At 66.6% G+C, this 25,595-nt stretch carries 23 protein-coding genes; 10 read left to right on the forward strand and 13 right to left on the reverse strand.

Going from position 1 to position 25,595, the window contains the following annotated elements; all coding sequences use genetic code 11:
• Positions 1-135 precede the first annotated feature (135 nt).
• Together ACZ6YI_RS04580 and ACZ6YI_RS04585 are read right to left on the reverse strand one after the other, a co-directional pair.
• The gene (locus tag ACZ6YI_RS04580) at positions 136-885 is read right to left on the reverse strand and encodes a siderophore-interacting protein (protein ID WP_465777605.1); all 750 of its coding nucleotides are present in this window, start codon (positions 883-885) and stop codon (positions 136-138) included.
• A complete protein-coding gene (locus ACZ6YI_RS04585) occupies positions 882-1,520 on the reverse strand; it encodes a PadR family transcriptional regulator (protein ID WP_465777606.1) in 639 nt (212 codons plus the stop codon). The genes ACZ6YI_RS04580 and ACZ6YI_RS04585 overlap by 4 nt, the downstream gene beginning before the upstream one ends.
• 152 nt (positions 1,521-1,672) lie before the next feature.
• On the opposite strand from ACZ6YI_RS04585, the gene ACZ6YI_RS04590 reads away from it, so the two are divergent.
• Positions 1,673-2,716: a rhomboid family intramembrane serine protease gene (locus tag ACZ6YI_RS04590; protein ID WP_465777607.1), complete on the forward strand. Its 1,044-nt coding sequence runs from the start codon at positions 1,673-1,675 to the stop codon at positions 2,714-2,716.
• A gap of 38 nt (positions 2,717-2,754) precedes the next feature.
• On the opposite strand, the gene ACZ6YI_RS04595 is transcribed toward ACZ6YI_RS04590, so the two are convergent.
• Complete coding sequence (locus ACZ6YI_RS04595) at positions 2,755-3,726, reverse strand: thioredoxin family protein (protein WP_440325111.1); 972 nt, start codon at positions 3,724-3,726, stop codon at positions 2,755-2,757.
• Between the two features lie 118 nt (positions 3,727-3,844).
• On the opposite strand from ACZ6YI_RS04595, the gene ACZ6YI_RS04600 reads away from it, so the two are divergent.
• Positions 3,845-5,362, forward strand: a complete 1,518-nt coding sequence (locus ACZ6YI_RS04600; RefSeq protein WP_465777608.1) for a fumarate hydratase — start codon at positions 3,845-3,847, stop codon at positions 5,360-5,362.
• Between the two features lie 160 nt (positions 5,363-5,522).
• Here ACZ6YI_RS04600 and ACZ6YI_RS04605 read toward each other — a convergent pair whose 3' ends face one another.
• From ACZ6YI_RS04605 to ACZ6YI_RS04620, 4 genes are all read right to left on the reverse strand, one after another.
• The gene (locus tag ACZ6YI_RS04605) at positions 5,523-6,539 is read right to left on the reverse strand and encodes an acetate/propionate family kinase (protein WP_465777609.1); all 1,017 of its coding nucleotides are present in this window, start codon (positions 6,537-6,539) and stop codon (positions 5,523-5,525) included.
• A 160-nt stretch (positions 6,540-6,699) separates the two neighbouring features.
• On the reverse strand, positions 6,700-9,060 hold the full coding sequence (locus ACZ6YI_RS04610; protein ID WP_465777610.1) for a phosphoketolase family protein: 2,361 nt from the start codon (positions 9,058-9,060) through the stop codon (positions 6,700-6,702).
• A gap of 78 nt (positions 9,061-9,138) precedes the next feature.
• Entirely contained in the window at positions 9,139-10,011 is an 873-nt protein-coding gene (locus ACZ6YI_RS04615) for a restriction endonuclease (protein WP_465777611.1), read from the reverse strand.
• A 48-nt stretch (positions 10,012-10,059) separates the two neighbouring features.
• Complete coding sequence (locus tag ACZ6YI_RS04620) at positions 10,060-10,317, reverse strand: hypothetical protein (RefSeq protein ID WP_465777612.1); 258 nt, start codon at positions 10,315-10,317, stop codon at positions 10,060-10,062.
• A gap of 150 nt (positions 10,318-10,467) precedes the next feature.
• Between ACZ6YI_RS04620 and ACZ6YI_RS04625 the strand changes: the two genes are divergently transcribed.
• Positions 10,468-11,595, forward strand: coding sequence for an FAD-dependent oxidoreductase (locus ACZ6YI_RS04625; RefSeq protein WP_465777613.1), 1,128 nt, complete (start codon positions 10,468-10,470; stop codon positions 11,593-11,595).
• A 126-nt stretch (positions 11,596-11,721) separates the two neighbouring features.
• Positions 11,722-12,246, forward strand: a complete 525-nt coding sequence (locus ACZ6YI_RS04630) for a hypothetical protein (protein WP_465777614.1) — start codon at positions 11,722-11,724, stop codon at positions 12,244-12,246.
• 132 nt (positions 12,247-12,378) lie between these two features.
• On the opposite strand, the gene ACZ6YI_RS04635 is transcribed toward ACZ6YI_RS04630, so the two are convergent.
• A complete protein-coding gene (locus tag ACZ6YI_RS04635) occupies positions 12,379-13,404 on the reverse strand; it encodes an HDOD domain-containing protein (protein ID WP_465777615.1) in 1,026 nt (341 codons plus the stop codon).
• A gap of 212 nt (positions 13,405-13,616) precedes the next feature.
• On the opposite strand from ACZ6YI_RS04635, the gene ACZ6YI_RS04640 reads away from it, so the two are divergent.
• Positions 13,617-14,489: a pseudouridine synthase gene (locus ACZ6YI_RS04640; protein WP_465777616.1), complete on the forward strand. Its 873-nt coding sequence runs from the start codon at positions 13,617-13,619 to the stop codon at positions 14,487-14,489.
• Between the two features lie 25 nt (positions 14,490-14,514).
• Complete coding sequence (locus tag ACZ6YI_RS04645) at positions 14,515-15,912, forward strand: MFS transporter (protein ID WP_465777617.1); 1,398 nt, start codon at positions 14,515-14,517, stop codon at positions 15,910-15,912.
• Positions 15,913-16,495: 583 nt separating this feature from the next.
• Here the strand turns inward: ACZ6YI_RS04645 and ACZ6YI_RS04650 are convergent.
• The 5 genes from ACZ6YI_RS04650 to trxB form a co-directional block, all read right to left on the reverse strand.
• Complete coding sequence (locus tag ACZ6YI_RS04650) at positions 16,496-16,900, reverse strand: HIRAN domain-containing protein (protein WP_465777618.1); 405 nt, start codon at positions 16,898-16,900, stop codon at positions 16,496-16,498.
• Between the two features lie 168 nt (positions 16,901-17,068).
• Positions 17,069-17,200: a hypothetical protein gene (locus ACZ6YI_RS04655; protein WP_465777619.1), complete on the reverse strand. Its 132-nt coding sequence runs from the start codon at positions 17,198-17,200 to the stop codon at positions 17,069-17,071.
• A gap of 578 nt (positions 17,201-17,778) precedes the next feature.
• Complete coding sequence (gene aat / locus ACZ6YI_RS04660) at positions 17,779-18,498, reverse strand: leucyl/phenylalanyl-tRNA--protein transferase (protein ID WP_465777620.1); 720 nt, start codon at positions 18,496-18,498, stop codon at positions 17,779-17,781.
• The gene (locus ACZ6YI_RS04665; protein WP_465777621.1) at positions 18,495-19,628 is read right to left on the reverse strand and encodes a GNAT family N-acetyltransferase; all 1,134 of its coding nucleotides are present in this window, start codon (positions 19,626-19,628) and stop codon (positions 18,495-18,497) included. The genes aat and ACZ6YI_RS04665 overlap by 4 nt, the downstream gene beginning before the upstream one ends.
• Before the next feature lie 46 nt (positions 19,629-19,674).
• The gene (trxB, locus tag ACZ6YI_RS04670) at positions 19,675-20,637 is read right to left on the reverse strand and encodes a thioredoxin-disulfide reductase (protein WP_465777622.1); all 963 of its coding nucleotides are present in this window, start codon (positions 20,635-20,637) and stop codon (positions 19,675-19,677) included.
• Between the two features lie 211 nt (positions 20,638-20,848).
• Here trxB and ACZ6YI_RS04675 point away from each other — a divergent pair, with 211 nt between their 5' ends.
• From ACZ6YI_RS04675 to lolA, 4 genes are read left to right on the forward strand one after another with little or no spacing between them, the layout of a single operon-like run.
• A complete protein-coding gene (locus ACZ6YI_RS04675) occupies positions 20,849-21,913 on the forward strand; it encodes an alanine dehydrogenase (RefSeq protein WP_440328887.1) in 1,065 nt (354 codons plus the stop codon).
• 32 nt (positions 21,914-21,945) lie between these two features.
• Positions 21,946-24,291: a DNA translocase FtsK gene (locus tag ACZ6YI_RS04680; protein WP_465777623.1), complete on the forward strand. Its 2,346-nt coding sequence runs from the start codon at positions 21,946-21,948 to the stop codon at positions 24,289-24,291.
• A gap of 5 nt (positions 24,292-24,296) precedes the next feature.
• A complete protein-coding gene (locus tag ACZ6YI_RS04685; RefSeq protein WP_465777624.1) occupies positions 24,297-24,725 on the forward strand; it encodes a hypothetical protein in 429 nt (142 codons plus the stop codon).
• A gap of 55 nt (positions 24,726-24,780) precedes the next feature.
• A complete protein-coding gene (gene lolA / locus ACZ6YI_RS04690) occupies positions 24,781-25,434 on the forward strand; it encodes an outer membrane lipoprotein periplasmic chaperone LolA (protein ID WP_465777625.1) in 654 nt (217 codons plus the stop codon).
• Positions 25,435-25,595 lie beyond the last annotated feature (161 nt).

Below are 25,595 nucleotides of genomic sequence, written 5' to 3' on the forward strand. Positions count from 1 at the left end.
ACGCCGTTGTGGGAGCGTGCTTGCACGCGATGTACCGTAGGAGCCCACCCTGTGGGCGACATCTTTCGCGAAACCGCCCAGGCCACAAGGTTGTCGTGTGGGAGCGTGCTTGCACGCGATGCGCGCGCAGCGCGCTCAGGCCTGCCAATACCCCGTAGCCTTCACCCAATCCTTATCGATCCCACGCGTCTCCACCAGCAACGAACGCAACTCACGCGCCCGCTTCGACTCCGTGGCAACCCACCAGAACGTATCGCCCGCAGGGATCGGCAACGCAGCCACCGCCTCATCGAGCGAAGGCGAAGCCCCGCGGATGAACCAGCGCGCCTCACGGGCCAGAGCCTGCTTCTCGCTCTCGGAGGCAATCTCCGCGAGCACCGTCACCTGCGTGCCCGCCGGCATCTCCTCCAGCCAGCGCCCGATCGCGGGCAGGGCGGTTTCATCGCCGACCAGCACGTAGTGGTCGTAGTCACCCGGCACGATCATCGAGCCACGCGGACCACCGACGCCCAGCTTGTCGCCGACCTTCGCCTTCTCCGCCCAGGTGGAAGCTGGGCCTTCGCCATGGATGACGAAGTCGAGATCCAGCTCGAGCGCATCGGCGCGGAAGGCGCGCGGCGTGTAGTCACGCGCCGGTGAAGGCTCCTTGCCTTCCGGGTATTGCGGACCGTCCGCCGTCATCACCGGCATGTTGAATTCGCCGTTGGCGACGGGGAAGAACAGCTTCACGTGGTCGTCCGGCGAGGCGGAAGGAAAGCCTTCGAGCTCCGGCCCCTGGACGGTGATACGGACCATGTGCGGCGTGAGCGTCTGCACCTTCACGACGGTGAGCATGCGCATGCGCACTTCATGGCGCATGCGCTGGATGGCGTGTTTCTCGCTCATCCGTGGCGCTCCGCGATCTGCTTCGCCGCCGCTTCGATAATCGCCGCGACGCGCTTCGTCTCCGCTTCATCCCACGCCTTGTGGTGGTTCAGCAGCTGGTACTTCATCACGTGCATCGCTTCGCGCACGCCCTCGGGCACGGTCATGCGGCGCATGTGGCGGGACATGACCTGGAGGCGTTCGGTGAGGGCTTCGAGGGTGTCGCGGTTCTCGGTGAGGAAGGCCTTGCCTTCGTCGGTGATGGCGTAAAGCTTCTTGCCGCCGGTTTCCGCTTCCACCCGCGCGTAGCCGAGTTCCTCGAGCATGGTGAGGGTGGGGTAGATGGCGCCGGGGCTGGGGCTGTACTGGCCTTCGAACATCTCTTCGATGGTGCGGATGAGTTCGTAGCCGTGGCGGGGCTGTTCTTCGATGAGGGCGAGGAGCAGGAGGCGCAGGTCGCCGGTGCCGAACATGCGTCCGCCGCCGCCAAACCGGCCACCGCCGCGGCCGCCGCGCATGCCGGCGTCGCGTTCGTCGAAGCCGAAGGGACCGCCGCCACCGAAGCGGCCGCCGCGGCCCATGGCGTGGAAGTGTTCGTGGTGGCGCTGGTGCATTTCATCGCGGAAATGCCGCTTGGCGTGGTGCCAGAAGTGCATGGGGGTTCTCCGATATATCGTACGTAGTGGTCGTACGATATATCGCAAGACACACTCTTGCAAGTGGTTTGACGATATATCGTACTACCACTCAATTCGCCCGAGCATTGGGTGACAATGGCTCCCATGCCGTTCTGGGATGGAAGATAAAAATGGACTGGAATTCCGACGAGAGTTTTCCGCGCGCGCCGAATGGTTGGTCGGCATGGCGGCCGCCTTTCGGCCGCAGGCTGGCAGGCGAAGTCGCGGTCCACCGCGCTACGTGGCAGTGGCACACGCTTGATCCGCTGCTGGTGTCAGAGCCGGGGGCGGTTCGGATGCTTCCTCCCATCTGCTTCCCCGGCATGGCATCGAGGCTTCAGACGCGATTGATCTGGCAGTACCGGCTGCTATTGCTCATGATGCTGTGTATGGCAACTGGATTCGCGCTCACCGGTGGCCAGGCGCACGACCCATTTTTTATCAAGGCCAGCGCGGCCATTTCCCTGTTACTGGCATTCATTGGCGTTCAATACGCCTTCCTGTTTCGGGATCTGCCACGCCTGCGCGTACATGCGCGGTTCTGCGCGTGGTGTTACCTGCAACCTCGCTCGCATGCCATGGCCATCGGGGCGCTGATGATCGCGGCAGGTGCGCTGCAGTGCTTCCTGCAGGCCCGTAGCGGCAGCTTGTTCGGCGTCGTCGAGCGATATGGCCTTGTATTCGACCATGCGACGCGGCAGCCGTGGCGCTATCTCGCTGGTCCTTTCCTGCATGCGGGTTTGACGCACTGGCTGGCCAATTTCTCGATGTTGATGGTCGCGGCGGGGCTTGCCTTTCCCCTTGGTCGTTCGTCCGCCATCTGGTCGGTCTTCCTGGCGGGTGCCTTGGTTCCGGGAGTTTTCCTGACTTTCCTTCCGCACTGGATCGGGTCGGACGCATTCCTTGGCGTATCCGGCGGCGTATTCGCTCTCTATGGATGGATCGCAGGCGTTGCCCTCGGTTACCGGCGCACTTTTCCGCCTGGACTCTGGTGGCTGATCGGCTACTTTGCCTTGGCGACAGGGATCATTTCATCGCTGCTCGACCCGCACGGAAGCTGGTTTGCGCACGCGCTGGGCCTGTTCATTGGCTTCGCTGCGGGCGTTTCGAGTTTTGGTATGAAGCTCGATCTTGCGAAACGCAGCCCGCTCGTGGAGCCCGCACCCGTCGGGTAAGCGCGAGGCCGAAGGCCTCGCCTCGGTCCGGGCAAGCTTTAGCCAAACGTAAACGTAAACGCGTGGAAGTTGGCCTTCGGGACCTTGATGGTCAGCACGTGGTCCTTGTAGCCGTCGCCTTCGAACAGCGTGTAGAGCTGCGAGGCCTGGACCGTCACCGGGGCCTGGGGCTTGCCGTCCACGGCGATTTCCAGGGTCACCGGATCATTCGCGCTGGCGACCATGTGCACCTTCTTCGCCTTGAAATGCAGGCGGATCTCGCCGCTCGAACCCACCAGGCTCGCGTTCTGCCGGCCAATCTCCCAGCGGCCCACCAGCGCGAACTGGTTCAGTTCCAGGCGGCTCGGGGCCGTGAAATCGCGGGTACCGCTGCGGGCGCCCTCGGGGCTGGCGTTGTTCTGGCTGCGGTCGCTGCCGAAGTACATCTCCGGCGAGCCCAGCTGGTTGAAGTCCGGGGCGTCCTTATCGGTTTCCGCCTTCGCATCCGCCAGGCGCGGCAGGCCGAGCAGGGTGCGGATGGCGTTCTCCATCTCGGCGTAGTTGCCTTCGCCGAAGTGGTGGGCGACCACGTTGCCGCGCTGGTCCACGAGGTACTCGGCCGGCCAGTACTGGTTATCCCAGGCATCCCAGGTCGCCAGGTCGTTGTCCTGGGCCACCGGGTAGTGGATGTTGTACTTCTTGATGGCGTCGCGGACGTTGCCTTCCTGCTTCTCGAACGGGAATTCCGGGGAATGCACGCCGATCACCACCAGGCCCTTGTCCTTGTACTGGTCGTACCAGCGGGTGACGTGGGGCAGGGTGCGCAGGCAGTTGATGCAGGAATAGGCCCAGAAATCGACGAGGACCACCTTGCCGCGCAACTGGCTCATTTTCAAAGGTTTGGAGTTCTGCCAGGCGGCGATCCCGGTGAATTCCGGGGCGGTCTGGGCCGCGAGGGCCGGCTGGGCGAGGCCCAGGGCGGCAGCGACGAGGGCCAGGGCGAACAGGGCGGTGCGGAAGCGGGAACGCATGGGAACTCCGTGTGCGGGGTGTACCGGCATAAAGACCGGGGAAAGCCGCCCCACCTTACACCGGCCAAGCTGGGGTAAAATTGGCGTTTTGCCAGCCTAGCGAGCCAGCGGTAGCACCATGACCTCGATCAAGCAGGACGACCTCATCCAGAGCGTCGCAGACGCCCTCCAGTACATCTCGTACTACCACCCGGTGGACTACATCCGGAACCTCTCCGCCGCCTACGAGCGCGAGGAGAGCCCGGCCGCGAAGGATGCGATCGCCCAGATCCTCATCAACTCGCGCATGTGCGCCGAGGGCCACCGGCCGATCTGCCAGGACACCGGCATCGTTACCGTGTTCCTCAAGGTCGGCATGAACGTCCGCTGGGACGATGCCACCATGAGCGTGGAAGACATGGTGAACGAAGGTGTTCGCCGCGCCTACAACCACCCGGACAACAAGCTCCGCGCCTCGGTGCTGGCCGATCCGGCGGGCAAGCGCATGAACACGCGCGATAACACGCCGGCGGTGGTCAACGTCTCGATCGTGCCGGGCGACAAGCTCGACGTGACCGTGGCGGCGAAGGGCGGCGGCTCGGAAGCGAAGTCGAAGTTCGCCATGCTGAACCCGTCCGACTCCATCGTCGACTGGGTGCTGAAGACCGTGCCGACCATGGGCGCCGGCTGGTGCCCGCCGGGCATGCTCGGGATCGGCATCGGCGGCACCGCGGAGAAGGCGATGCTGCTTGCGAAGGAATCGCTGATGGAGCCGATCGACATCACCGAGCTGCAGGCTCGCGGCCCGTCGAACCGTGCGGAAGAGCTGCGCCTGGAGCTGTACGAGAAGGTCAACGCGCTCGGCATCGGCGCGCAGGGCCTGGGTGGGCTGACCACCGTGCTCGACGTGAAGGTCAGCGACTATCCGACCCACGCCGCCAACCTGCCGGTGGCGATCATCCCGAACTGCGCGGCCACGCGCCATGCGCACTTCGTGATGGACGGTACGGGCCCGGTCATGCTGGAGCCGCCGTCGCTGGAAGACTGGCCGAAGCTCACCTACGACTCCTCGAAGGGGCGCCGCGTGAACCTCGACACGATCACCCGCGAGGAAGTGAACAGCTGGCAGCCGGGCGAGGTGATCCTGCTCAACGGCAAGCTGCTCACCGGCCGCGACGCCGCGCACAAGCGCATGATCGACATGCTCAACCGCGGCGAAACGCTGCCGGTGGACTTCACCAACCGCTTCATCTACTACGTCGGCCCGGTGGATCCGGTGCGTGACGAAGTGGTGGGCCCGGCGGGTCCGACCACCGCGACGCGCATGGACAAGTTCACCCGCCAGATGCTGGAAACCACCGGCCTGCTCGGCATGGTCGGAAAGAGCGAGCGCGGCCCCACCGCCATCGATGCCATCCGCGACAACAAGGCCGTGTACCTGATGGCCGTCGGCGGCGCCGCGTACCTCGTGTCGAAGGCGATCAAGTCCTCGCGCGTGCTCGCGTTCGAAGACCTGGGCATGGAAGCGATCTACGAGTTCGACGTGCAGGACATGCCGGTAACCGTCGCCGTCGACAGCGCCGGCACCTCGGTGCACACCACCGGCCCGAAGGAATGGCGCTCGAAGATCGGCAAGATCCCGGTAGTCGTCGAGTAACAAGTGCGGCTGTAGGAGCCCACCCTGTGGGCGACGCCCTTCGCCTCAAGGCCAAAGGGCGTGCTTTTCCTTGTTGTGGGAGTGAGCTTGCGAGCGATGGGTTCGCGGAAGAGCATCGCTCGCAAGCTCACTCCCACATGTTGTCGTCGCCCGCGCGGGGCTACGCCAGCTCTGCAGTGTGCCGCGCGATTTGCGCGTCTTCCTCCGTGGGAATTACGCGGCTTTCGAAGTCGCCCATCCACTGCAACCCCGCGAGGATCGCATCGCGGGTCACAGCGTCGTTCTCGCCGATGCCACCCGTGAACACGAGCAGGTCGAGGCCACCGAGCGAGGCCACCATCGCGGCGATGTGCTTGCGCGCGGTGTGGACGAAGACCTCCATGGCCAGGCGTGACGCCTCGTCTTTCGCCGCATGCAGCTTGCGCATGTCGCTCGTGCCGCCGGAAAGGCCCTTCAGGCCCGACTCGCGATCAACCAGCACCTCGAGCCGTTCGGCGTCGTAGCCCTTCTCACGCATCAGGTACAGCAACACGCCCGGGTCGAGATCGCCGGGGCGCGTGCCCATGACGATGCCGCCGGTGGGCGTGAGGCCCATCGTCGTATCGATCGATTTCCCCTCGCGCACGGCGCACAGGCTCGCGCCGTTGCCGAGATGGGCGATGACCACGCGTTCGGGGATGCCCGCGCCCAGCTGGCGCACGATGGATTCATACGACAGCCCGTGGAAGCCATAGCGCTCGATGCCGCCCTTGCGCAGGTCGGCGGGCAGGGGCAGCGTCTTCGCGACCATCGGCATGGTCTTGTGGAACGCCGTGTCGAAGCAAGCGACCTGCGGTGCGTCGGGAAAGGCTTCGCGCGCACGCTTCACCATTTCCACCGCGGGCGGTACGTGCAGCGGCGCGTAGGCCTTCGCTTCCTCGAGGTGTGCCATCAGGGCATCGTCGATCAGCGCGTGGTCGCGGATGTTCGGGCCACCGTGGACGATGCGATGGCCGATGGCGTCGGGTGCGGGGAGGTGCTTCTCGCGCAGGGTCTTGATGATCGCCTGGACCGGGTCGCTGTCGCCGCCGGGGGCGTCGGTCTGATCGGAGAACAGCGGCTCCGCCGTATCGCCCTCGACGCGGTAGAGGCCGTATTTCAGCGAAGACGAGCCGGTGTTCAGGGCGAGGATGTGCATGCGTTTCCCAAGGCGGGTTGCAACCTCCTGTTGTGGGAGCGCGCTTGCGCGCGATGGGTGCTCGCGGCAGCGTGAATCGCGCGCAAGCGCGCTCCCACAGAGGTCAGGGTGCTTGCCGCAGGGCCCATCGCGCGCAAGCGCGCTCCCACGACGGCGGGGGTCACTCGGCCTGCCATTGCCAGTCGCGGACTTCGGGGAGGTCCTGGCCGTGTTCGCTGACGTAGAGCTTGTGACGCTGGATGTCGGCCCAGTAGCGCTGCTCGGCCTGTTCGCGCTGGTCGGCCAGGCGGGGCACGCGGTTGATCACGTCGAGGGCCAGCTGGAAGCGGTCCATGTTGTTCAACACCATCATGTCCAGCGCCGTGGTCGTGGTGCCTTCTTCCTTGTAGCCGCGCACGTGGAAGTTGTCGTGGTTGTGCCGGCGGTAGGTGAGCTTGTGCACGATGCCGGGGTAGCCATGGAAGGCGAAGACCACCGGACGGTCCTTCGTGAACAGGTCATCGAAGCGATCGTCGTCCATGCCGTGCGGGTGCTCATCCGGCGTCTCCAGCGACATCAGGTCCACCACGTTCACCACGCGGATGCGGATGTCGGGCACGTACTCGCGCAGCAGCATCACGGCGGCAAGCACCTCCACCGTGGGCGCGTCGCCGGCGCAGGCCATCACCACATCGGGATCGTCGCCACCACGGCCGGCCCATTCCCAGATGCCGGCGCCCGCCGCGCAATGGCGGATGGCGTCGTCAATGTTCAGCCACTGCCAGTCGGGCTGCTTGCCCGCGATGATCACGTTGACGTAGTGCCGGCTGCGCAGGCAGTGGTCGGCGACCGACAGGAGGCAGTTCGCATCCGGTGGCAGGTAGATCCGCACGATCTCGGATTTCTTGTTCGCCACGTGGTCGATGAAACCCGGATCCTGGTGCGAGAACCCGTTGTGGTCCTGGTGCCACACGTGCGAACTCAACAGGTAATTCAGCGAAGCGATCGGCGGACGCCACTCCATCTTGCGCGTGGTCTTCAGCCACTTCGCATGCTGGTTGAACATGGAATCGATGATGTGGATGAAGGCTTCGTAGCAGGAGAAGAAGCCATGGCGCCCGGTGAGCAGATAGCCCTCGAGCCAGCCCTGGCATTGGTGCTCGCTCAGCACTTCCATCACCCGCCCATCGGGGGCGAGATCCATGTCGACACCTTCGTATTCGGCGAGCCAGGTTTTCGGGCTCGCTTCATAGATCGCTTCGAGACGGTTGGATGCGGTTTCGTCGGGGCCGAACACACGGAACGTATGCATGTTCTGGCGCATCACTTCGCGCAAGAAGCGCCCGAGGACGCGCGTCGCTTCGGCCTTGTGGTCGCCCGGCGTCTTCACCTCTTCCGCGAACGGCGCGAAGTGCGGCATGTGCAGCGGCTTCAGCAACAGGCCGCCGTTCGCGTGCGGGTTCATGCCCATGCGCCGCTGGCCCTTCGGTGCGAGTGAGGCGAACTCTTCGCGGAAGCGGCCTTCCTCGTCGAACAGTTCGTGCGCGTCGTAGCTCTTCATCCAGTCTTCGAGCTGCTGCACGTGCTCGTCCTTGTCGAAGTTCGACAGCGGTACCTGGTGGGCGCGCCATGTGCCTTCCACGGGCTTGCCATCCACTTCCTTCGGGCCGGTCCAGCCCTTGGGGCTGCGCAGCACGATCATCGGCCAGCGCGGGCGCCGTGCGTTGTCGGCGCTCTCTTCGCGCGCTTCCTTCTGGATCCGGCGGATCTCGTCCAGGCAGGCATCCAGCGCCGCGGCGAAGGCCTGGTGCATCTTCTCCGGCTCGTGGCCTTCGACGAAGTGCGGCTCGTAGCCGTAACCACGCATCAGGTCACGCAGCTCATCCGGCTCGATGCGCGCGAGCACGGTGGGGTTCGCGATCTTGAAGCCGTTGAGGTGCAGGATCGGCAGCACCGCGCCATCACGCACGGGGTTGAGGAACTTGTTCGAATGCCAGCTCGTCGCGAGCGCACCGGTCTCCGCTTCGCCATCGCCGACGACACAGGCGACGATCAGCTCGGGGTTGTCGTACGCCGCGCCGAACGCGTGCGAAAGCGAATAGCCCAGCTCGCCGCCTTCATGAATGGAGCCTGGCGTTTCCGGCGCGACGTGGCTCGGGATGCCATACGGCCAGGAGAACTGGCGGAACAGCTCGCGCATGCCAGCCTTGCTGCGATCGATGCGCGGGTAGATCTCGGTGTACGAGCCTTCGAGGTAGGTATGCGCGACCGGGCCGGGTCCGCCGTGGCCGGGGCCCATCACGTAGATCATGTTGAGGTCGCGGTCGACGATGGCGCGATTGAGATGGGTGTAGATGAAGTTGAGGCCGGTGGTCGTGCCCCAGTGGCCGAGCAGGCGATGCTTGATGTGCTCGCGTTTCAGCGGCTCGTCGAGCATGGGGTTGTCGCGAAGGTAGATCTGGCCGACGGTGAGGTAGTTGGCGGCGCGCCAGTAGGCATGCATGCGGCGCAGCAGATCGGGATCGAGCGGCGTATCGGTCATGGGGAGGGTCCGGGGAGCGGCAGGATTCGCTGCCCAGCCTAGGCCCGGGGTGATGGCAAACGCGTGAAAGATCGCGCGTTATTGGTACGAACCGACCTCGCGCGTATTGCGCTCCATCACTTTCATGGCGTCTTCCGCTTTCTTGCGGTTCGCGGAGGCGTCCTCGCGGCGTACGCGCTCGCGCTCGGCAAGCTCGTGGGCGAGGCCGTCGCTCGCGGCTGCATCGGCGGCACGGGCCGACGTCAGCGGGGCGCTGGCCGGGGCCGGCGCAGGCTCGATCACCGGCGGCGGCGTGCGGGCGGGTGCCGGCGCCGCCGAGGCGGTGGAAAGCGGCGAAGCCGATGCGGCGGCCGACGGTGGCGCATCCTCACGCGTGCTCATCGCGCGCCAGCCGAACAGGCCGAGCAGGCCAAGGATGACGACGCCCATGATCGCCGGGACGACCAGGCCGCGGGGGTTGCCCTTCGTGCTGGAACGGCGGCGAGCGGCTGCGGCGGTGCGGGCGACCTTCTCGGCGGGGCGCGTGCCGACCGGCGCGGTGTCGAGGTGGTCGGGCAGCTTCAGCATGGCGCGCAGCACTTCGCCATCCACCAGGTGGACACGCGGCTGGCGCAGCACGGCGTTGCGGGCGGCGGGCGTGAACGCACCGCGGGTGACGAGCACGCCGCGGCCGGCGGCCTCGTTGAGCATGGCGCTCATGAGCTTCTGGACTTCAGGCAGGTCCACGAAAATCGCGTCCCACTGGCCGCACTGGACGATCGTGCTCTCGCTGCCGCGGAACAGACGCATGTCCAGGCCGGTCTGGCCCAGCGCCTTCAGGTCGTGCGCCGTCACCAGTTCCACACGGTAGCCCTGCGCGCGGTAATGCTCCGCGAGCAGATGCTCGAAGTCCTGCCAGCTCAGCCGGGTAAGGGCATCGCCGGGCTCAGGGGCGCGTGCGGAAAAGACCAAACGAAGGATCCTGCCGAAGGATTAAAAGGCACATCATACACTTAACCGCTATTTGCCGGAAATCGCCTCACCTTCACAGGCTGCCACCATGGCGTCGATTGCCCGCTCGATCTCCTCCGGGCGGGCATGCGGGTGGACGACCACGCAGACGGCCGCCTTGGCCCCGGCGCGCATCGCGACCGGGCAGCACACCTGGCCATCGCTCGCGCGCATGGCCGGCGGGACGCTCCGGGGCGTGTAGAACTCTCGTGTGAAACGCTGGCCATCCTGGGGGCCACCCGCCATCAGTGAAATCCAGATATGCATCCCGGGACTATCGGCAACCGCCGGTCGCTCCGTAGAGACAAATTCGGCAGGGCGCACAACCTGCCGACATCGTGCATTGAGACAAACCGGAAGCGCGGGGGTTCCGTAGAGTGTCACCGGCCCGATAAAAGCACGGTCGCGAGGGAAGTCATGGTCCGTAACGTCCTCATCTCTGGTGCAGGTGTGGCCGGCCTCGCGGCCGCCTACTGGCTTTCCCGCGAGGGCTTCCGGGTGACCCTGGTCGAACGCGAGCCAGCCCTCCGGCGTGGGGGCCAGGCGGTGGATATCCGCGGGAAGGCCCTGGATGTCGTCGCGGCCATGGGCCTGCTCGGGCAGGCGCGCTCCCTGCGCACGCGGTTGAAGGGGATGCAGGTGATCGATGCCGAAGGGCGTGAGCTTTCGCGGACCACCGAGCGGACCTTCAGCGCGGGTCGCCTCGACAGCGATGACATCGAGATCTTCCGCGATGACCTGTGCGCCATGCTTGCCGCGGTGCTCGGCGTCGACGTGGAGCAGATCTACGACGAGAGCATCGCCGCCATCCACGATGACGGCATCGCGCCGGAGGTGACGTTCGCGAGCGGCGCGGTCCGCCGCTTCGATCTCGTCATCGGTGCCGATGGCATCTACTCGAAGACGCGCCGGCTCGTGTTTGCCGATGAAGCCGCGGTGGTCCGGCCGCTCGACGTGGTGCTCGCGCTGTTCAGTACGCCTAACCTGCTCGGGCAGGCCGATTGGGAGATCGCGCATCGCAGCGAGACGGCGGGGTTCGTCATCTATCCGAGCAGGGACAAGACGGAACTGCGCGTCGGCGTCGGTTTCGGCACGGACGGCAAGCAGATCGCACGCGATGACACGGCGGCGCAGCGCGAGGAAGTCGCCAGCCGCTGTGCTTCGTTCGGTGGCGACATGCCGCGGCTGATCCGCGCGATGCGCGAGGCCAGCGAGTTCTACTACAACGAACTGGCTCAGATTCGCATGCCGGCGTGGTCGAAGGGCCGCGTCGTGCTGGCCGGCGATGCTGCGCACTGCGCCTCGCCGTTTTCGGGGCAGGGCACGAGCCTCGCGCTGGTGGGCGCCTTTGTCCTTGCGCGCGAGCTCGGGCGGAACCGCGAGGACGCCGACGAGGCGTTCGCAGCGTACGAAGCGCGGATGCGCCCCTACGTGCTCATGAACCAGGACATGGTGGACCTGACCCGACAGGGCCCGACGCCCGACGAGATCATGACCCGCGCGAAGAACGGCATCGACCTGGACGACCTGCTGCCGCCGCCCTGACTCCCCTCGGTTCTGCGTTCCACGCCGCAACTCCTGCACCTGGCAGGCCGGCGCGCATTGCCGCGGCTGCCCCCGGCAGGTACATTGCCCGGCTTGTTTTGGGGGAAACCAGGGGTTCTGTTCGTGATGAAGTGTTTGCCGGTCGCCGCCGCGGCCCTGTTGCTCGCCGCCTGTGGTGGCAAATCCATGATCGAAGCCGATGCCACCCGCATGGTCGCCGCCAGCCCGGACTCGCCGTGGCTTACGGTTGAGAACAAGGGCGCCACGGTCATCACCGTGAAGGGCCTCGACGCGAAGGCGCTGGTGCAGGTGTCGCCCGATGTGGTCGGCGTCATCCAGGCCCAGCTGCGCACGACGCTGCAGCCGAAGTACTTCACCGACCTGATCATCGGCTGCCGCAACGTGGACGTGGCCGTGGTGGCCACCCCGCAGGCGGATGTGCCGGGTACGGCGATCGACCTGCAGGCCGATTGCCGCATCGTCGCCCGCGGCAAGATCGTGGCGAAGAGCTACCGCGTGAGCCAGGCCCTGCCGCTCAACGCCGCCCAGCCACGCTTCGACACCCAGGTGCCAGCGCTGCTGCAGGCTGCCGCGAAGGACCTGGCCAACCAGCTCTGGACCGACGTCCTCGCAACGGGCGTCCAGCGCTGATCCACGCGCGGCCGTAGGAGCTGATGCTCCCGTTGAGTTGTGGGGGCGCGCTTGCGCGCGATAGGTGCAAGTCGCGCGCCCGATCGCGCGCAAGCGCGGTCCCACAACATCCGGGAGCCCCCTTCAACCAGCTCAGGCTTCCGCAGCCGCCGGTGCGCGCAATTCATCCCGCGCCGCCAGCAGCCGCTCCTGGCTAAAGCCCTGCGTCGGCGTCGCCAGCAGGACACTTTCCGGATCGGCCAGGCCGTTCTCCACCAGCACGTCCAGCATGGCGACGCGGCTGGAGGCCAGCAGTGCGCGGCCCAGCGGCGTGCGTGCGCCGGCGTCGGCCGGGTCCGCGCGCTCGGCCAGTGCCTGCACGACGCGCGAGGGGAAGTGCCAGTGGCGCGCCGCGTGTAGCGACAGCCGTTCGATCTGCTGGCCCACCGCCGCGATGAACGGGCGGCTCAGGCTTTCCTGCGCCAGGCCCGCCGCATCCAGCTCCATCAGCAGGGTCTGCGCGCCGGTCTGGCTGACCAGCCCGGCCAGGAAGGCTTCGAAGGGATCGGCCGCCGGGCGGCTCAGGAACACGCAGGTGCGCGCGCAGCGTTCGGCGTGCTCCCAGAGACGGTCGCCGGCAGCGCGACTCGTCGGGTCGGTATCCGTGCGCAGGATCGGCCGCATGACCAGCTGCATCACCACCCGGCGCAGGCCGTTCTGGCCCAGCAGGGTGATCGCCTGCGGTAGTCCGGTGACGGGCCGCGCGGTGCGGAAATAAGCGCTGTTCGCCACCCGGATGATTTCGCCGACCAGCACGGTATCCCGGCTGATCTGCTCGGCCAGCATGCGGCTGTTGGTGTCGTCGTTGCGCAGGGAGCGCATGAGCTGCGGCACGACGGAAGGCAGCCGGGGCAGGGTGCTGACATCGAAACGTTCGGCGCCAAACGCATCACGCACGCGGCGGATTGCGACCTGCTCGGTCGCGCTCATCGCCGGCTCGGCTGAGGGCGCCACGCCGAGCAGCAGGCGATAGAAGCGATCCTCCACTTCCTCCGCGACGATGGCGTTGACCGGCCCGCGCGTGTCCTCCACCGCCACGGCCACGAACGCATGCTCCGCCTTTGCCTGGGGCGCGGGCGCGCCGCCGCCAAAAAGCTTCCTGAAGAAACGGCCGATCACGGGCGCAACGACCTCAAAGGCGGGGTGGGGACGGGTGTGATGAGTATATGCGCAACGACGGCCGCGGCGTCTTGCGCAGGCTTGCCTGCGACACGGTTGGGGCCATCGCGCGCAAGCGCGCTCCCACAACAGCACGGTGTGCCCAACCACGCGCCAGCCCCGTGGGAGCGCGCTTGCGCGCGATGGGCCTGCGTCAAGGCACAATAACCCGTATGCCCGACCTCCCTAAGAGCCGCGTCGCACTGCCGCCAGGCCCATGGCCGACCGTGCTGGCCTTCCTCGCCGAACGCTTCCCCGCCATCCCGCTGACGGAATGGAGCCAGCGGATGGCGCGCGGCCTGGTCGATGATGGCGACGTGCCGCTCGATCCGCAGGCGCCCTACCGTGCCGGAGGCGCGGTGTACTACCGCCGCGAGGTCCCGGCCGAGGCGCCGATCCCGTTCGAGGAGACGATCGTCCATGCGGACGATGACCTCGTCGTGGCCGACAAGCCGCACTTCCTCCCGGTGATGCCCGCGGGCGCCTACGTCGAGGAAACGCTCTCGGTGCGTCTCGCCCGGCGCCTGGGCAACCCCGACCTCGTGGCGCTCCACCGGCTCGACCGGGCGACCGCGGGGCTGGTGGTGTTCTCCGCGCGGCCGTCGAGTCGCGATGCCTACACGCGACTCTTCCGCGAGCGGCGCATCGGCAAGGTGTACGAGGCGCTGGCGCCGCCGCTGCCTGGGCTGAGCTTCCCTTACGTGCACGAAAGCCGGCTCGAGAAAGGCGAACCGTTCTTCCGCATGCAGGAGGTCCCTGGCGAACCGAATGCACGGACGACGATCGACGTGATCGAGCGCGGCGAAACGCTCTGGCGTTACCGGCTGCAGCCCGTCACCGGCCGCAAGCACCAGCTGCGCGTGCACATGGCAGCGCTGGGCGCGCCGATCGCCGGGGACACCTTCTATCCCGAACTGCGCGAGGAAGCGCCGGGTTTCGCCGAGCCGATGTGCCTGCTTGCGCGTGAATTATTCTTCATAGACCCGCTTTCCGGGGAAGAACGCGTGTTCCGGAGCGACCGTACATGGGCAGGCCTGCTAAACTAGCCGCACCTCCGCCGCGCTCCCCCGGATGACCACCGCCCCTGGCTTTCGCACCGTTGCCCTGATCATCGCGAGCGCGATGTTTATGGAGCAATTGGACGGCACCATCCTCGCCACCGCGCTGCCGGCCATGGCTACCTCCTTCGATGTTTCGCCGCTGCATATGAGCGTGGCGCTGACTTCGTACATGTTGAGCCTGGCCGTGTTCATCCCCGCCAGCGGCGCCATCGCCGATCGCTACGGCTCCCGCAACGTCTTCCGCGCGGCCATCGCGCTGTTCACCGTGGGCTCGATCCTGTGCGGCTTCGCCTCGAACCTGCCTTTGTTGGTCGTCTCGCGCCTGTTGCAGGGTATCGGCGGCGCCATGATGGTGCCGGTCGGCCGCCTGGTGTTGTTGCGCTCGGTGCCGAAGTCGGAGCTGGTCAGCGCCATGTCGTGGCTGCTGGTACCCGCGCTGATCGGCCCGGTGGTCGGGCCGCCGCTGGGCGGCTTCATCGTCACCTGGGTGTCGTGGCGCTGGATCTTCTACATCAACGTGCCCATCGGCCTCGCCGGCATGTGGCTCGCCACGAAGTACATCCCCGACGTGCGCCTGACCGAGCGCGTGCCGTTCGACCGGATCGGGTTCGTGCTTTCGGGCGTCTCGCTGTCCTGCCTTGTGTTCGGCCTGGAACTGGCCAGCCGCGGGTCCTCGTCGCTGGTCGGTTCGACCGGGCTGATCATCGCGGGCATGGTCGCGGGCGCAGGGTACCTGCTGTATTCGCGGCGGGTCGAGCATCCGATCCTCGACATGACGCTGATGCGCTTCACGACGTTCCGGCTTTCCGTGATCGCCGGTTCGCTGACGCGCATCACCGCGGGCGCCGTGCCGTTCCTGCTACCGCTGATGATGCAGCTGGGCTTCGGCCTGTCAGCGGCGCATAGCGGCGTGATCACCTTCGTCTCCGCGCTGGGCGCGATGCTGATGAAGGCCACCGCCGCGCCGGTGCTGCGCCGCTGGGGCTTCCGCGCGACCCTGGTGTGGAACGGCGTGTTCTCGATGATCTGCGTGGCGCTGTGCGCGGCGTTCCGGCCGGACTGGCCGCTGTGGATCATCTACGCGGTGCTGTTGTTCTCGGGCTTCTTCCAGTCGCTGCAGTTCAGCGCGTACAACACCGTGGCGTACGCGGACGTGCCCAGCGAGCGGTTCTCTAGCGCGACGAGTTTCTACACGACGTTCCAGCAGCTGATGCTGTCGCTGGGTATCTGCGTTGCGGCTGCGGCGCTCCAGGTGAGCGTGGTATGGGGCGGCCGTGAGCATGCGGCGTTGCCGGACTTCAGCGTGGCGTTTCTGGTGGTGACCTTCATCTCGCTGATCGCGGCGCCAGTGTGCGCGTTGTTGCCGAAGAATGCTGGTGCGGAGATGAGCGGGCACCGGGCGCGGTAGTTTTCACGATCGAGCAGGCTCGCCTTCGGCCTCGCGCTATGCAATCGGTTCATTCGCTGGCGCGAATGCATGTGACCAGCGGCTGACGCCGCCTCGCGCTCGGACGTCTCTGGAAAGAGGCCTTGGGGTCCACCCTCGCTGCTCAGACAGGTCCTCCGCGTTCGTACCGGAGTGCGCCTCCGGCGCAAATGTGCTTATTGGCCTACGGCCGCTCTCTTGTGCGGAACTCGCCTCGAGGGTGGACCCCAAGACCTCCCGGACGCATTGAGGCGCTGGAGAGTCGTTTCAGTGGACTCTTTGCCAGCCCGAAAGCGGCCCTTTAACGTCCTTTCCCGGAAGGTGCGCGCGCTGGTAGCCCATAGGATATCGACCGAATAGCACCCGGAAGACCTCGGGATGCACATATGCGCGGCGGTTCGTCCGCCAGCCGATAATCCTGTCCATACAGACCAGGCGATTCCCGAGTGGAGAGAGTCCCATCTTGGCGGCCGTCTCGGCATACGTTCGATGGCTCACCATCGTGAGCCCAAGGTCCATCGGAGGGTGCATGCTTCTCTCCAGTGCTGGGGCAAACGAACTGTTGTCAAAACCTAAGCCAGACACCGATGTTCTTCTCGCCGCCCGCATCGGCAAGGTAGGCGTCGCACGACGTTGGGCCGCCACGTCGACGCCACTCGCGCGCCTTCGGCCTCGGGAGATAGCCAACAACCTCGCCGGCGATAGCTACGCGGACAGCGTTGGCGTCATACGGATTATCAGATTCGGGTAGTAGCTGAGCGCGGTGGAACGGCTTCTCTTTCGAACGACGCAGTCGCTGTAGAGCCAACTGGTAGCTTGCCTCCCCTACAACCTCATGGCTGTAGTCGCCGTGGCCCCGGGTCGATGGTTTTGCAGGAGATCGTTCCGATGCCGGCTTCGTCCGCTTCGGACGCTTCCCAGTTGCGCCCCTGAGTATCCCCGACAAAAGCGCGCTAACGAATGACCCCATGGCCTAGCCCCCGTATGTTCGCGGCAGGTTGCCAGCATTTCAGTCGCCACGCCAGCGAGGGGATTATTCTTGCGATCGGCCACGATACGCTGATAGTGCGTGGCCGGCCCTTGCTCAATTGACCTTTGTCCGTGAGAGATGCCGCGCGCAGTGATGATGCTGGACCGCTTAGCGAACCGCGGCGATCGCCGTGGCCGGCACCACCGGCGCGGTGGTCGTGACCATCGCACCCATCGTCAGAACGCTCAGCAGCACGGCGGCGGCGAAGAAGGTCTTCAGCAGGAAGGTTTCGGTTTTCATGGCAGGTCTCCGTGATTAAAGAGGTGAGCCCGAGGGCCCTTGCCATGGAGGTTGCATCCGCCGTGCCAACGGCGAGTTCGCCATTGAAACCGCGCTGCAAAGCCATTTGGACGAACCCAGCTCACGCGAGCCGGACTGTCCGCGGACGAAACCGTGTCCGTCCACGGGTGTCCGCACCCTGGATACGAAGCGAAATCCGGCTCTCCCACCATGAACCTCAGTGCGTCCGGGAGGTCTTGGGGCCCACCCTCGAGGCGAGTTCCGCACAAGAGAGCGGCCGTAGGCCAATAAGTAGATTTGCGCCGGAGGCGCACTCCGGTACGAACGCGGAGGACCTGTCTGAGCAGCGAGGGTGGGCCCCAAGGCCTCTTTCCGGAGGCGTCAGAGCGCGAGGCGGCGCAAGCCGCTGGTTACATGCATTCGTGCCAGCGAATGAACCGATGTCAGTCGCCGTTGCTTGCCTGCGTTGGCCTGGTCGCGAGCACCCATCGCGCGCAAGCGCGCTCCCACGGTCATACCGTCACACAGGCACACAGGCACACAGGCACACAGGCACACAGGCACACAGTCACGCGACGTCAAGGTGCTGTGGGCAGCGGGACTTGGGCTTTGATCCAGCTGCCGGGCATGCCGGGCATCGCTGCTAACCGCCGTGCCTGCGCGACGAACTGCTTACGCGGCACCTCGATCGCACCCATGCTCACGAGGTGCGGGTTGGTGACCTGAGCGTCCAGTAGCGGGAAACCCCAGCCGTGCAGCAGCTGGCACAGCCCCGCCAGCGCGACCTTTGAACCACCCGTGCGTGCACTGAACATCGACTCGCCGCAGAACAGCCGGCCGATCGCGACGCCATAAATGCCGCCGACCAGCGACCCGCGATCCCACACCTCCACGCTGTGCGCATGGCCCAGCCGGTGCAGTTCCATGTAGGCCGCGATCATCTCCTCACTGATCCACGTGCCGGGCTGGCCGTTGCGTGGTTCGGCGCAGGCGCGCATCACGCGGGCGAACGAGGTGTCGGCGGTGAGCCGCCAGTTCGACTTCGCGAGCTGCTTCTTCAGGCTGCGGCTGATGTGCACGCTATCCGTGCGGAAGATGCAGCGCGGGTCGGGTGACCACCACAGGATCGGCTCGTCGGCGTTGAACCACGGGAACACCCCCTGGCCGTAGGCAGCGAGCAGGCGCGCGGCCGACAGGTCGCCGCCCCACGCGAGCAGGCCGTTCGGGTCGTCCATGGCCTGTTCCGGGTCGGGGAACTGGCTGGGCCGGGCAGGGTGGAGCTGGGGCAGGCGAATCATCGGTCCGCGTACGGCGAATGGGTGAGCAGTTCGGCGCGGTAAGCCTCGCGGTGTTGGGCTTCGTGTTCAAGAGCCTCGGCCACGGCGCGGCGGAAGCCATCGTGGGCGATGTAGTGGCGGGAGTGGGTGAGCGTCGGCAGGAAGCCGCGGGCCAGCTTGTGCTCGCCCTGGGCCCCGGGCTCGAAACGTGACAGCCCTTCGCGAATTGCATGGTCGATGCCGCGGTAGTAGCACAGCTCGAAATGCAGCCCGGAGACCTCGACGCTCGCGCCCCAGTAACGCCCGTACAGCGCGCCGCCACCCTGGAGGAACAGCGCCATCGCCACGATGTCGTGCTGGTCACGGGCCAGGGCGACCTGCACGTTGCGACCCAGCGTGCGCCCCAGGTACTGGAAGAAACGGGCGGTAAGCGCGGCGTGGTTGCCCTTCATGTCGAAGGTCAGCTCGTATAGCGCATGGATCTGCCGCCACTCCGCATCGGAGAGTTCATCGCCACCGCGCATCTCCAGGCTGAGGCCGGAGGCGTGCGCCTTAGCCCGTTCCTGGCGGATGTTCTTCCGCTTCTTCGCGGTGAGCGCGGCGAGGAAATCATCAAACGACCCGTAGCCCTGGTTGTGCCAGTGGAACTGGTAGTCGGCGCGCTCGAGCCAGCGGTCGTCGAACGCGTGCAGGTCGGCGGGGGCGAGGAAGTTGGCGTGGATCGAGGAGAGCCCGAGCCGGTCGGCCTCGTCCACCAGCGCGGCGGTCAGCTGGTTGCGGTAGACATCGGCCAGCGGCCCCTCGCGCACCAACAGGCGCGGGCCGGGGACGGGCGAGTAGGGCGAGGCGACCAGCAGCTTCGGGTAGTACTGCCCGCCGGCGCGCTCCCAGGCGGCGGCCCAGCTCCAGTCGAAGACGAACTCGCCGTGCGAGTTGCCCTTCAGGTAGGTGGGTGCGGCGGCGACCAGGCGGCCTTCGTCGTAGATGGCGAGGTGGTAGGGCGCCCAGCCATAGTCTTCACGCAGGCAGCCTTTCGCCTCCATCCCGTGCAGGAACGCATGGGAAACGAAGGGGTTGCCATCGGGGATGAGCGCGTCCCAGTCAGCGGCGGGGACATCGCGCAGGCCCTGCAGGAAGCGGACGTCGTTCATGACGAAAGGCCCCGCGTGCCGTGGGCAGCGCGGGGCCGGGGTTCCATCAGTCGAGCTTGTGGTTCGTATCGAGCCAGCGTTCCGCATCCAGCGCGGCCATGCAGCCGAAGCCGGCCGAGGTGATCGCCTGGCGGTACACGTGGTCGGCCACGTCGCCCGCGGCGAAGACGCCCGGGACCGAGGTCGCGGTGGCCATGCCGGCCAGGCCGGACTGGATCTGGATGTAACCATCCTTCATGTCGAGCTGGCCATCGAAGATGCCGGTGTTCGGGGTGTGGCCGATCGCCACGAAGAAGCCCTGGGCATCGAGGTCACGCTTGGTGCCGGTGTTCACGTCCTTCACGCGCACGCCGGTCACGCCGGAGTCGTCGCCCAGCACCTCATCGACCTGGCTGTTCCAGATCAGCTCGATCTTGCCGGCCGCGGCCTTCTCGAAGACCTTGTCCTGCTGGATCTTCTCGGCGCGCAGCTTGTCGCGGCGGTGGACCAGGTAGACCTTGCGAGCGATGTTGGAGAGGTACAGGGCCTCTTCCACGGCGGTGTTGCCGCCGCCGACCACGACCACGTCCTGCTCGCGGAAGAAGAAGCCATCGCAGGTGGCGCAGGCGGAGACGCCGCGGCCCTTGAACTTCTCCTCGGAGGCGATGCCCAGGTACTTGGCGGTGGCGCCGGTGGTGATGATCAGGGCGTCACAGGTGTACTCGCCGCCGTCGCCCTTCAGGCGGAACGGGCGGTTGTTGAGGTCCACGTTATGGATGTGGTCGAAGACCATCTCGGTCTCGAACCGCTCGGCGTGCTCGGCCATGCGGCGCATGAGCTCCGGACCCTGCACGCCCTTTTCGTCACCCGGCCAGTTGTCCACCTCGGTGGTGGTCATCAGCTGGCCACCCTGCTGCAGGCCGGTGACCATCATCGGCTTCAGGTTGGCGCGCGCCGCGTACACGGCGGCCGTGTAGCCGGCCGGGCCGGAGCCGAGAATAAGCAGTCGGCTGTGCTTGGGGGTGCTCATGTATAATCCTTCAGGTTTGCTGCGGCTGTTTCATTCGTACCGCTCGCCTCTTGCGGCAGGAAGCTGAAGCCGTGTCGAGGTTCCGCGAGATTGCGTCGACCCGGAAGAATGGGGAAGACGGGGGTGCGATTCAAGACATTCGCTACATGCCGGTGGCCGCCCATGTCCCCACATGGGGGCTTATTTCTGTACTTTCAGGATCTTCCCTAAGATGCGCATTGGTATCCCCTCCGAAACCAAGACCCTTGAAGGCCGCGTGGCCCTCATCCCGGCCGCCGCCGCCGACCTCGTCCGCCGTGGCCATGAAGTGTTCATCCAGGCCGGCGCCGGCACCAAGAGTGGCTACTCGGATGCCGACTATTCGGCACTGGGCGTCACCGTGGTGGCCGATGCGGCCGCCGTGTACGAGAAGGGCGAGCTGATCGTCAAGGTCAAGGAACCGATCGAGGGCGATCTCAAGCTCCTTAAGAAGCACCACCTGCTGTTCTGCTACCTGCACCTGGCCGCCGAGCCGGCGCTCACGAAGAGCCTGCTGGATATCGGCCTGACCGGCGTCGCCTTTGAGTCGGTGGACGAGAACGGCGCGCTGCCGCTGCTCCTGCCGATGTCGGTCATCGCCGGCCGCATCGCCACCCAGATCGGCACCACGCTCCTGCACCAGCCGAACGGCGGCAAGGGCAAGCTGCTCGGCGGCATGGCCTCCACCCCGCGTGGCAAGGTCGTGGTGCTCGGCGCTGGCGCCGCCGGTGGCAACGCCGCCGCCCTGGCCGCCCAGGCCGGTGCCAACGTGGTGGTCTTCGACAAGCGTCCGGACCGCATGGCTGAAATGATGGCCCTGGGCCCCAACGTCACCGCCCTGTATGCCTACGAGTCGTCGGTGGCCGAGGAAGTCCGTAACGCCGATATCGTCGTCGGCGCCGTGCTGATCCCCAGCGCCAAGGCCCCGCGCGTCGTCACCGAGGACATGGTCAAGACCATGGAGAAGGGCTCCGTGCTCGTCGATATCTCGATCGACCAGGGCGGCTGCTTCGAGACCTCGCGCCCGACCACCTGGAAGGAGCCGACCTACACCGTCCACGGCGTGACGCACTTCTGCGTGACCAACATGCCGGGCGCCGTGCCGCAGACCTCGTCGACCGCCATCTCGGCCGCCATCCTGCCGTACGTGCAGCGCCTGGCCGCCGGCAACGAGTGGCGCGACTACGCCCCGCTGGCCGCCGGTATCAACGTGGAAGGCGGCAAGCTGGTGCACCCGGCGCTTCAGGGCATGGCATGATGCCCCGCACCGAAGCCGGAGTGGTTCGCTAAGTGGCGCGCAGCGCGAAAGTGGTTAAGAAACAGGCCCGGGCCCAGCCCAAGGCCGAAAAGCCGGGCTTGAGCGAGGAGCTCAAGCGCCGGCTCCGTGAAGCGGGGGCACTGCTGTTGCTCCCGCTCGCCCTGTACCTCCTGGTATGCCTGCTGAGCTACAACGACCAGGATCCCAGCTGGGGCCACATGGGCGTGGCCGAGCACGCCACCAACTTCGGTGGCGCGGTGGGCGCGAACATCGCCAACCTGCTCCGGTACATCTTCGGGCTCGTTTCCTACTTCTTTCCGCTGCTCCTGCTTGCCCTGGGCATCCAGGTCATCCGCCACCGTGGCGAGCGCAACGTCCAGCCGTGGGAACCCTCCCTGCGGCTGATCGGCTTCGTGTTCTTCTTCATCACGGCCCCGGCCCTCATCTACCTGAACGTCGATTCGCCCATCCTGCCGGAAGGCCCGGGCGGCATCGTCGGCAAGTGGGTGGGCCACGGCCTGCACAATGCGTTTGGCGACAAGGGCGCACCGCTGCTCCTGCTGGCGGTGTGCCTTATCGCGATCACGCTGGCCACCGGCCTGTCGTGGTTCAAGCTGATGGACGCCACCGGCGAGCTCGTCATGAAGATGGGCGGCTGGTTCGGTGGCAAGGTGCGCCAGGCCCCCGAGGTCATGGCCGCCCGTTCCGCCCGCGCCGAGCGCGAGGTGGTGAAAAAGGCCGAGGCCGTGAAGCAGGCCAAGCGCGAGCCGGTGCGTATCGAGACGCCCGCGCCCATGGTCGTGAAGAGCGACCGCGCCGTCCGCGAAAACCAGATCCCGCTGTTCACCGGCGCATCGATGGATGGCGAAGTGCCGCCGCTGTCGCTGCTGGATGAAGCCCCGCCGCAGGGCCCGGGCTATTCCGAGGAAACGCTCGAGGTGCTGTCCCGCCAGGTGGAGCTGAAGCTGCGCGATTTCCGCGTGGAAGCCCGCGTGGCCGGCGTGTACCCGGGCCCGGTCATTACCCGTTTCGAACTGGAGCCCGCCGCCGGCGTGCGTGGCAGCCAGGTCTCCAGCCTCGACAAGGACATCGCCCGCGGCCTTTCCGTGGTCAGCGTCCGCGTCGTGGATGTCATCCCGGGCAAGAACGTCATCGGCCTGGAAATCCCGAACACCAAGAAGCAGATCGTCTACCTCTCGGAGATCCTCAAATCCGAGCGCTACGACCAGGTGAAGTCGCCGCTGGCGCTGGCCCTGGGCAAGGACATCGGCGGCAAGGCCGTCGTGGCCGATCTGGCGAAGATGCCCCACCTGCTCGTCGCCGGTACCACCGGTTCGGGTAAGTCGGTGGCGGTGAATGCCATGGTCCTCAGCCTGCTCTACAAGAGCAGCGCCAAGGACGTGCGCATGATCATGATCGACCCGAAGATGCTGGAGCTCTCGGTTTACGAAGGCATCCCGCACCTGCTGGCGCCGGTCGTCACCGACATGAAGGAAGCCGCCAACGCGCTGCGCTGGTGCGTCGCCGAGATGGAGCGCCGCTACAAGCTCATGGCCGCGGTGGGCGTGCGTAACCTCGGTGGCTTCAACAAGAAGGTGAAGGACGCCGAGTCCTCCGGCCAGCCGCTGCTGGATCCGCTGTTCCGCGCCAACCCGGATATGCCCAGCATGGGCCCCGAGCCGCTGGAGCCGCTGCCGCATATCGTCATCATCATCGACGAATTCGCCGACATGATGATGATCGTCGGCAAGAAGGTCGAAGAGCTCATCGCCCGCCTGGCGCAGAAGGCGCGTGCCGCCGGCGTGCACCTGATCCTCGCGACGCAGCGTCCCTCGGTGGACGTCATCACCGGCCTGATCAAGGCGAACATCCCGACGCGTATCGCGTTCCAGGTGTCGTCGAAGATCGACTCGCGCACCATCCTTGATCAGTCGGGCGCCGAGGCCTTGCTCGGCCACGGCGACATGCTTTACCTGCCGCCCGGCACGGCCACGCCCGAACGCGTGCACGGTGCCTTCGTGGATGACCACGAGGTGCACAACGTCGTCGAGTGGCTGCGTGCCCAGGGTGCGCCGCAGTACATCGAGGGTGTGCTCGAGGAAGTGCAGAGCACGTCCGATGGCAAGATCATCAATGAAAGCGGCCTGCCGCAGGAAGCCGACGGCGATGGCGACAGCGATAACGCGCTGTACGACCGCGCCGTGCGCGTGGTGACGGAGACGCGCCGCGCCTCCATCTCCGGCGTGCAGCGCCACCTGCGCATTGGCTACAACCGTGCCGCCCGCCTCGTCGAGCAGATGGAGCAGGATGGCATCGTCAGCGCGCCGCAGCACAACGGCAACCGCGAAGTACTGGCGCCGCCGCCTCCCAAGGATTAACCCGCATGAACGCTGTTAAGCCGGGCGCGCTACGCCAGCGCCCCTGGAGCCTGCTCGTTACCGGCGACCTGGCGCCCACCCGCGAGGTGCTGGACGAGGTCGAGGTGGTGTTCGAACTGAACCCGTCGATCCCGGGCCTGGAGCTGCGCGCCACCGATGGCCGCGCCTGCACCATCGTGCGCGAGTACCCGGCCGGCCACACCGCCGAGGTGGATGACGCGCTCGAGGTGATCTTCGCCGAGCAGGGCGAACTGGCCGAAATCGTGGTGCTCGGCCAGGAAGCCCGGCCGGCCCATGTCGCGACCCGCGCGGCGCCGTACTGGCACCGCGATGGCCGTGCCATTGCCGAAATCAGCGAGAAGATGGAATCCGGCGAAATCTCGCCGGGCGAGGCCATCGATATGCTTAAGTCGCTGTTCGAAACCGATCGCTGACAATCGCCGTACCGCCCGGTCGTATCGAAGCCACCCGCCCTACGGAACCTTATCCATGAAACGTTTCCTGCTCGCCGCGTCGCTGCTCGTGCTCAGCCTGCCTGCCTTCGCCGCGGCCGGCCCGGCGCGCGAGCGGCTGGATGCCTTCGCCAAGGGCCTGCACTCGCTCACCGGCCGCTTCAGCCAGACCCTGTTCGACGTGAATGGTGGCCCGGGCAAGACGACCACCGGCGTGGTGTCGCTGGAAGCGCCGCGGCAGTTCCGCTGGGAAGTGCTGGCGCCGTCGAAGCAGACGATCGTCGCCGATGGCAGCCGCGTGTGGCTGTACGACCCGGACCTCGAGCAGGTCACCGTGCGCAAGCAGAGCAGCGAGGAGGCGCAGAGCCCGCTCACCGTGCTGACCGACCTGTCGCAGCTCGACAAGGGTTTCTTCAAGGTGGCGGAGCAGGGCGAACACGACGGCATGCAGTGGCTGCGGCTGTCCTCGACCGCAAAGGACCCGGCGTTCGACTTCGCCGACCTCGGCTTCGACGCCACCGGCCTGGCCCGCATGGAGTTCAAGGACCAGCTCGGCAACATCACCAAGATCCAGTTCACCGGCTGGCAGAAGAACACCGCCATTCCGGCGGACACCTTCACCTTTACACCGCCCAAGGGCACCGACGTGATCGGCGACGCCCCGGTGATCCAGACCCAGGGCGTCAAGTAACCCTCACTCACCACACCCCGTGGCGAAACCCCTGTGGGAGCGGGGGTGGGGGCGGGGGGGGGGGGGGGCCCACCAAAACCCCCCCCCCCCCCCCCCCCCCGGGGGGGGGGGGGGCCCCCCGCCGGCGCGGGGGGGGGGGGGGGGGGGGGGGACTGGGGGGC

The sequence above is a fragment of the Luteibacter sp. NPDC104163 genome, from assembly GCF_055584245.1.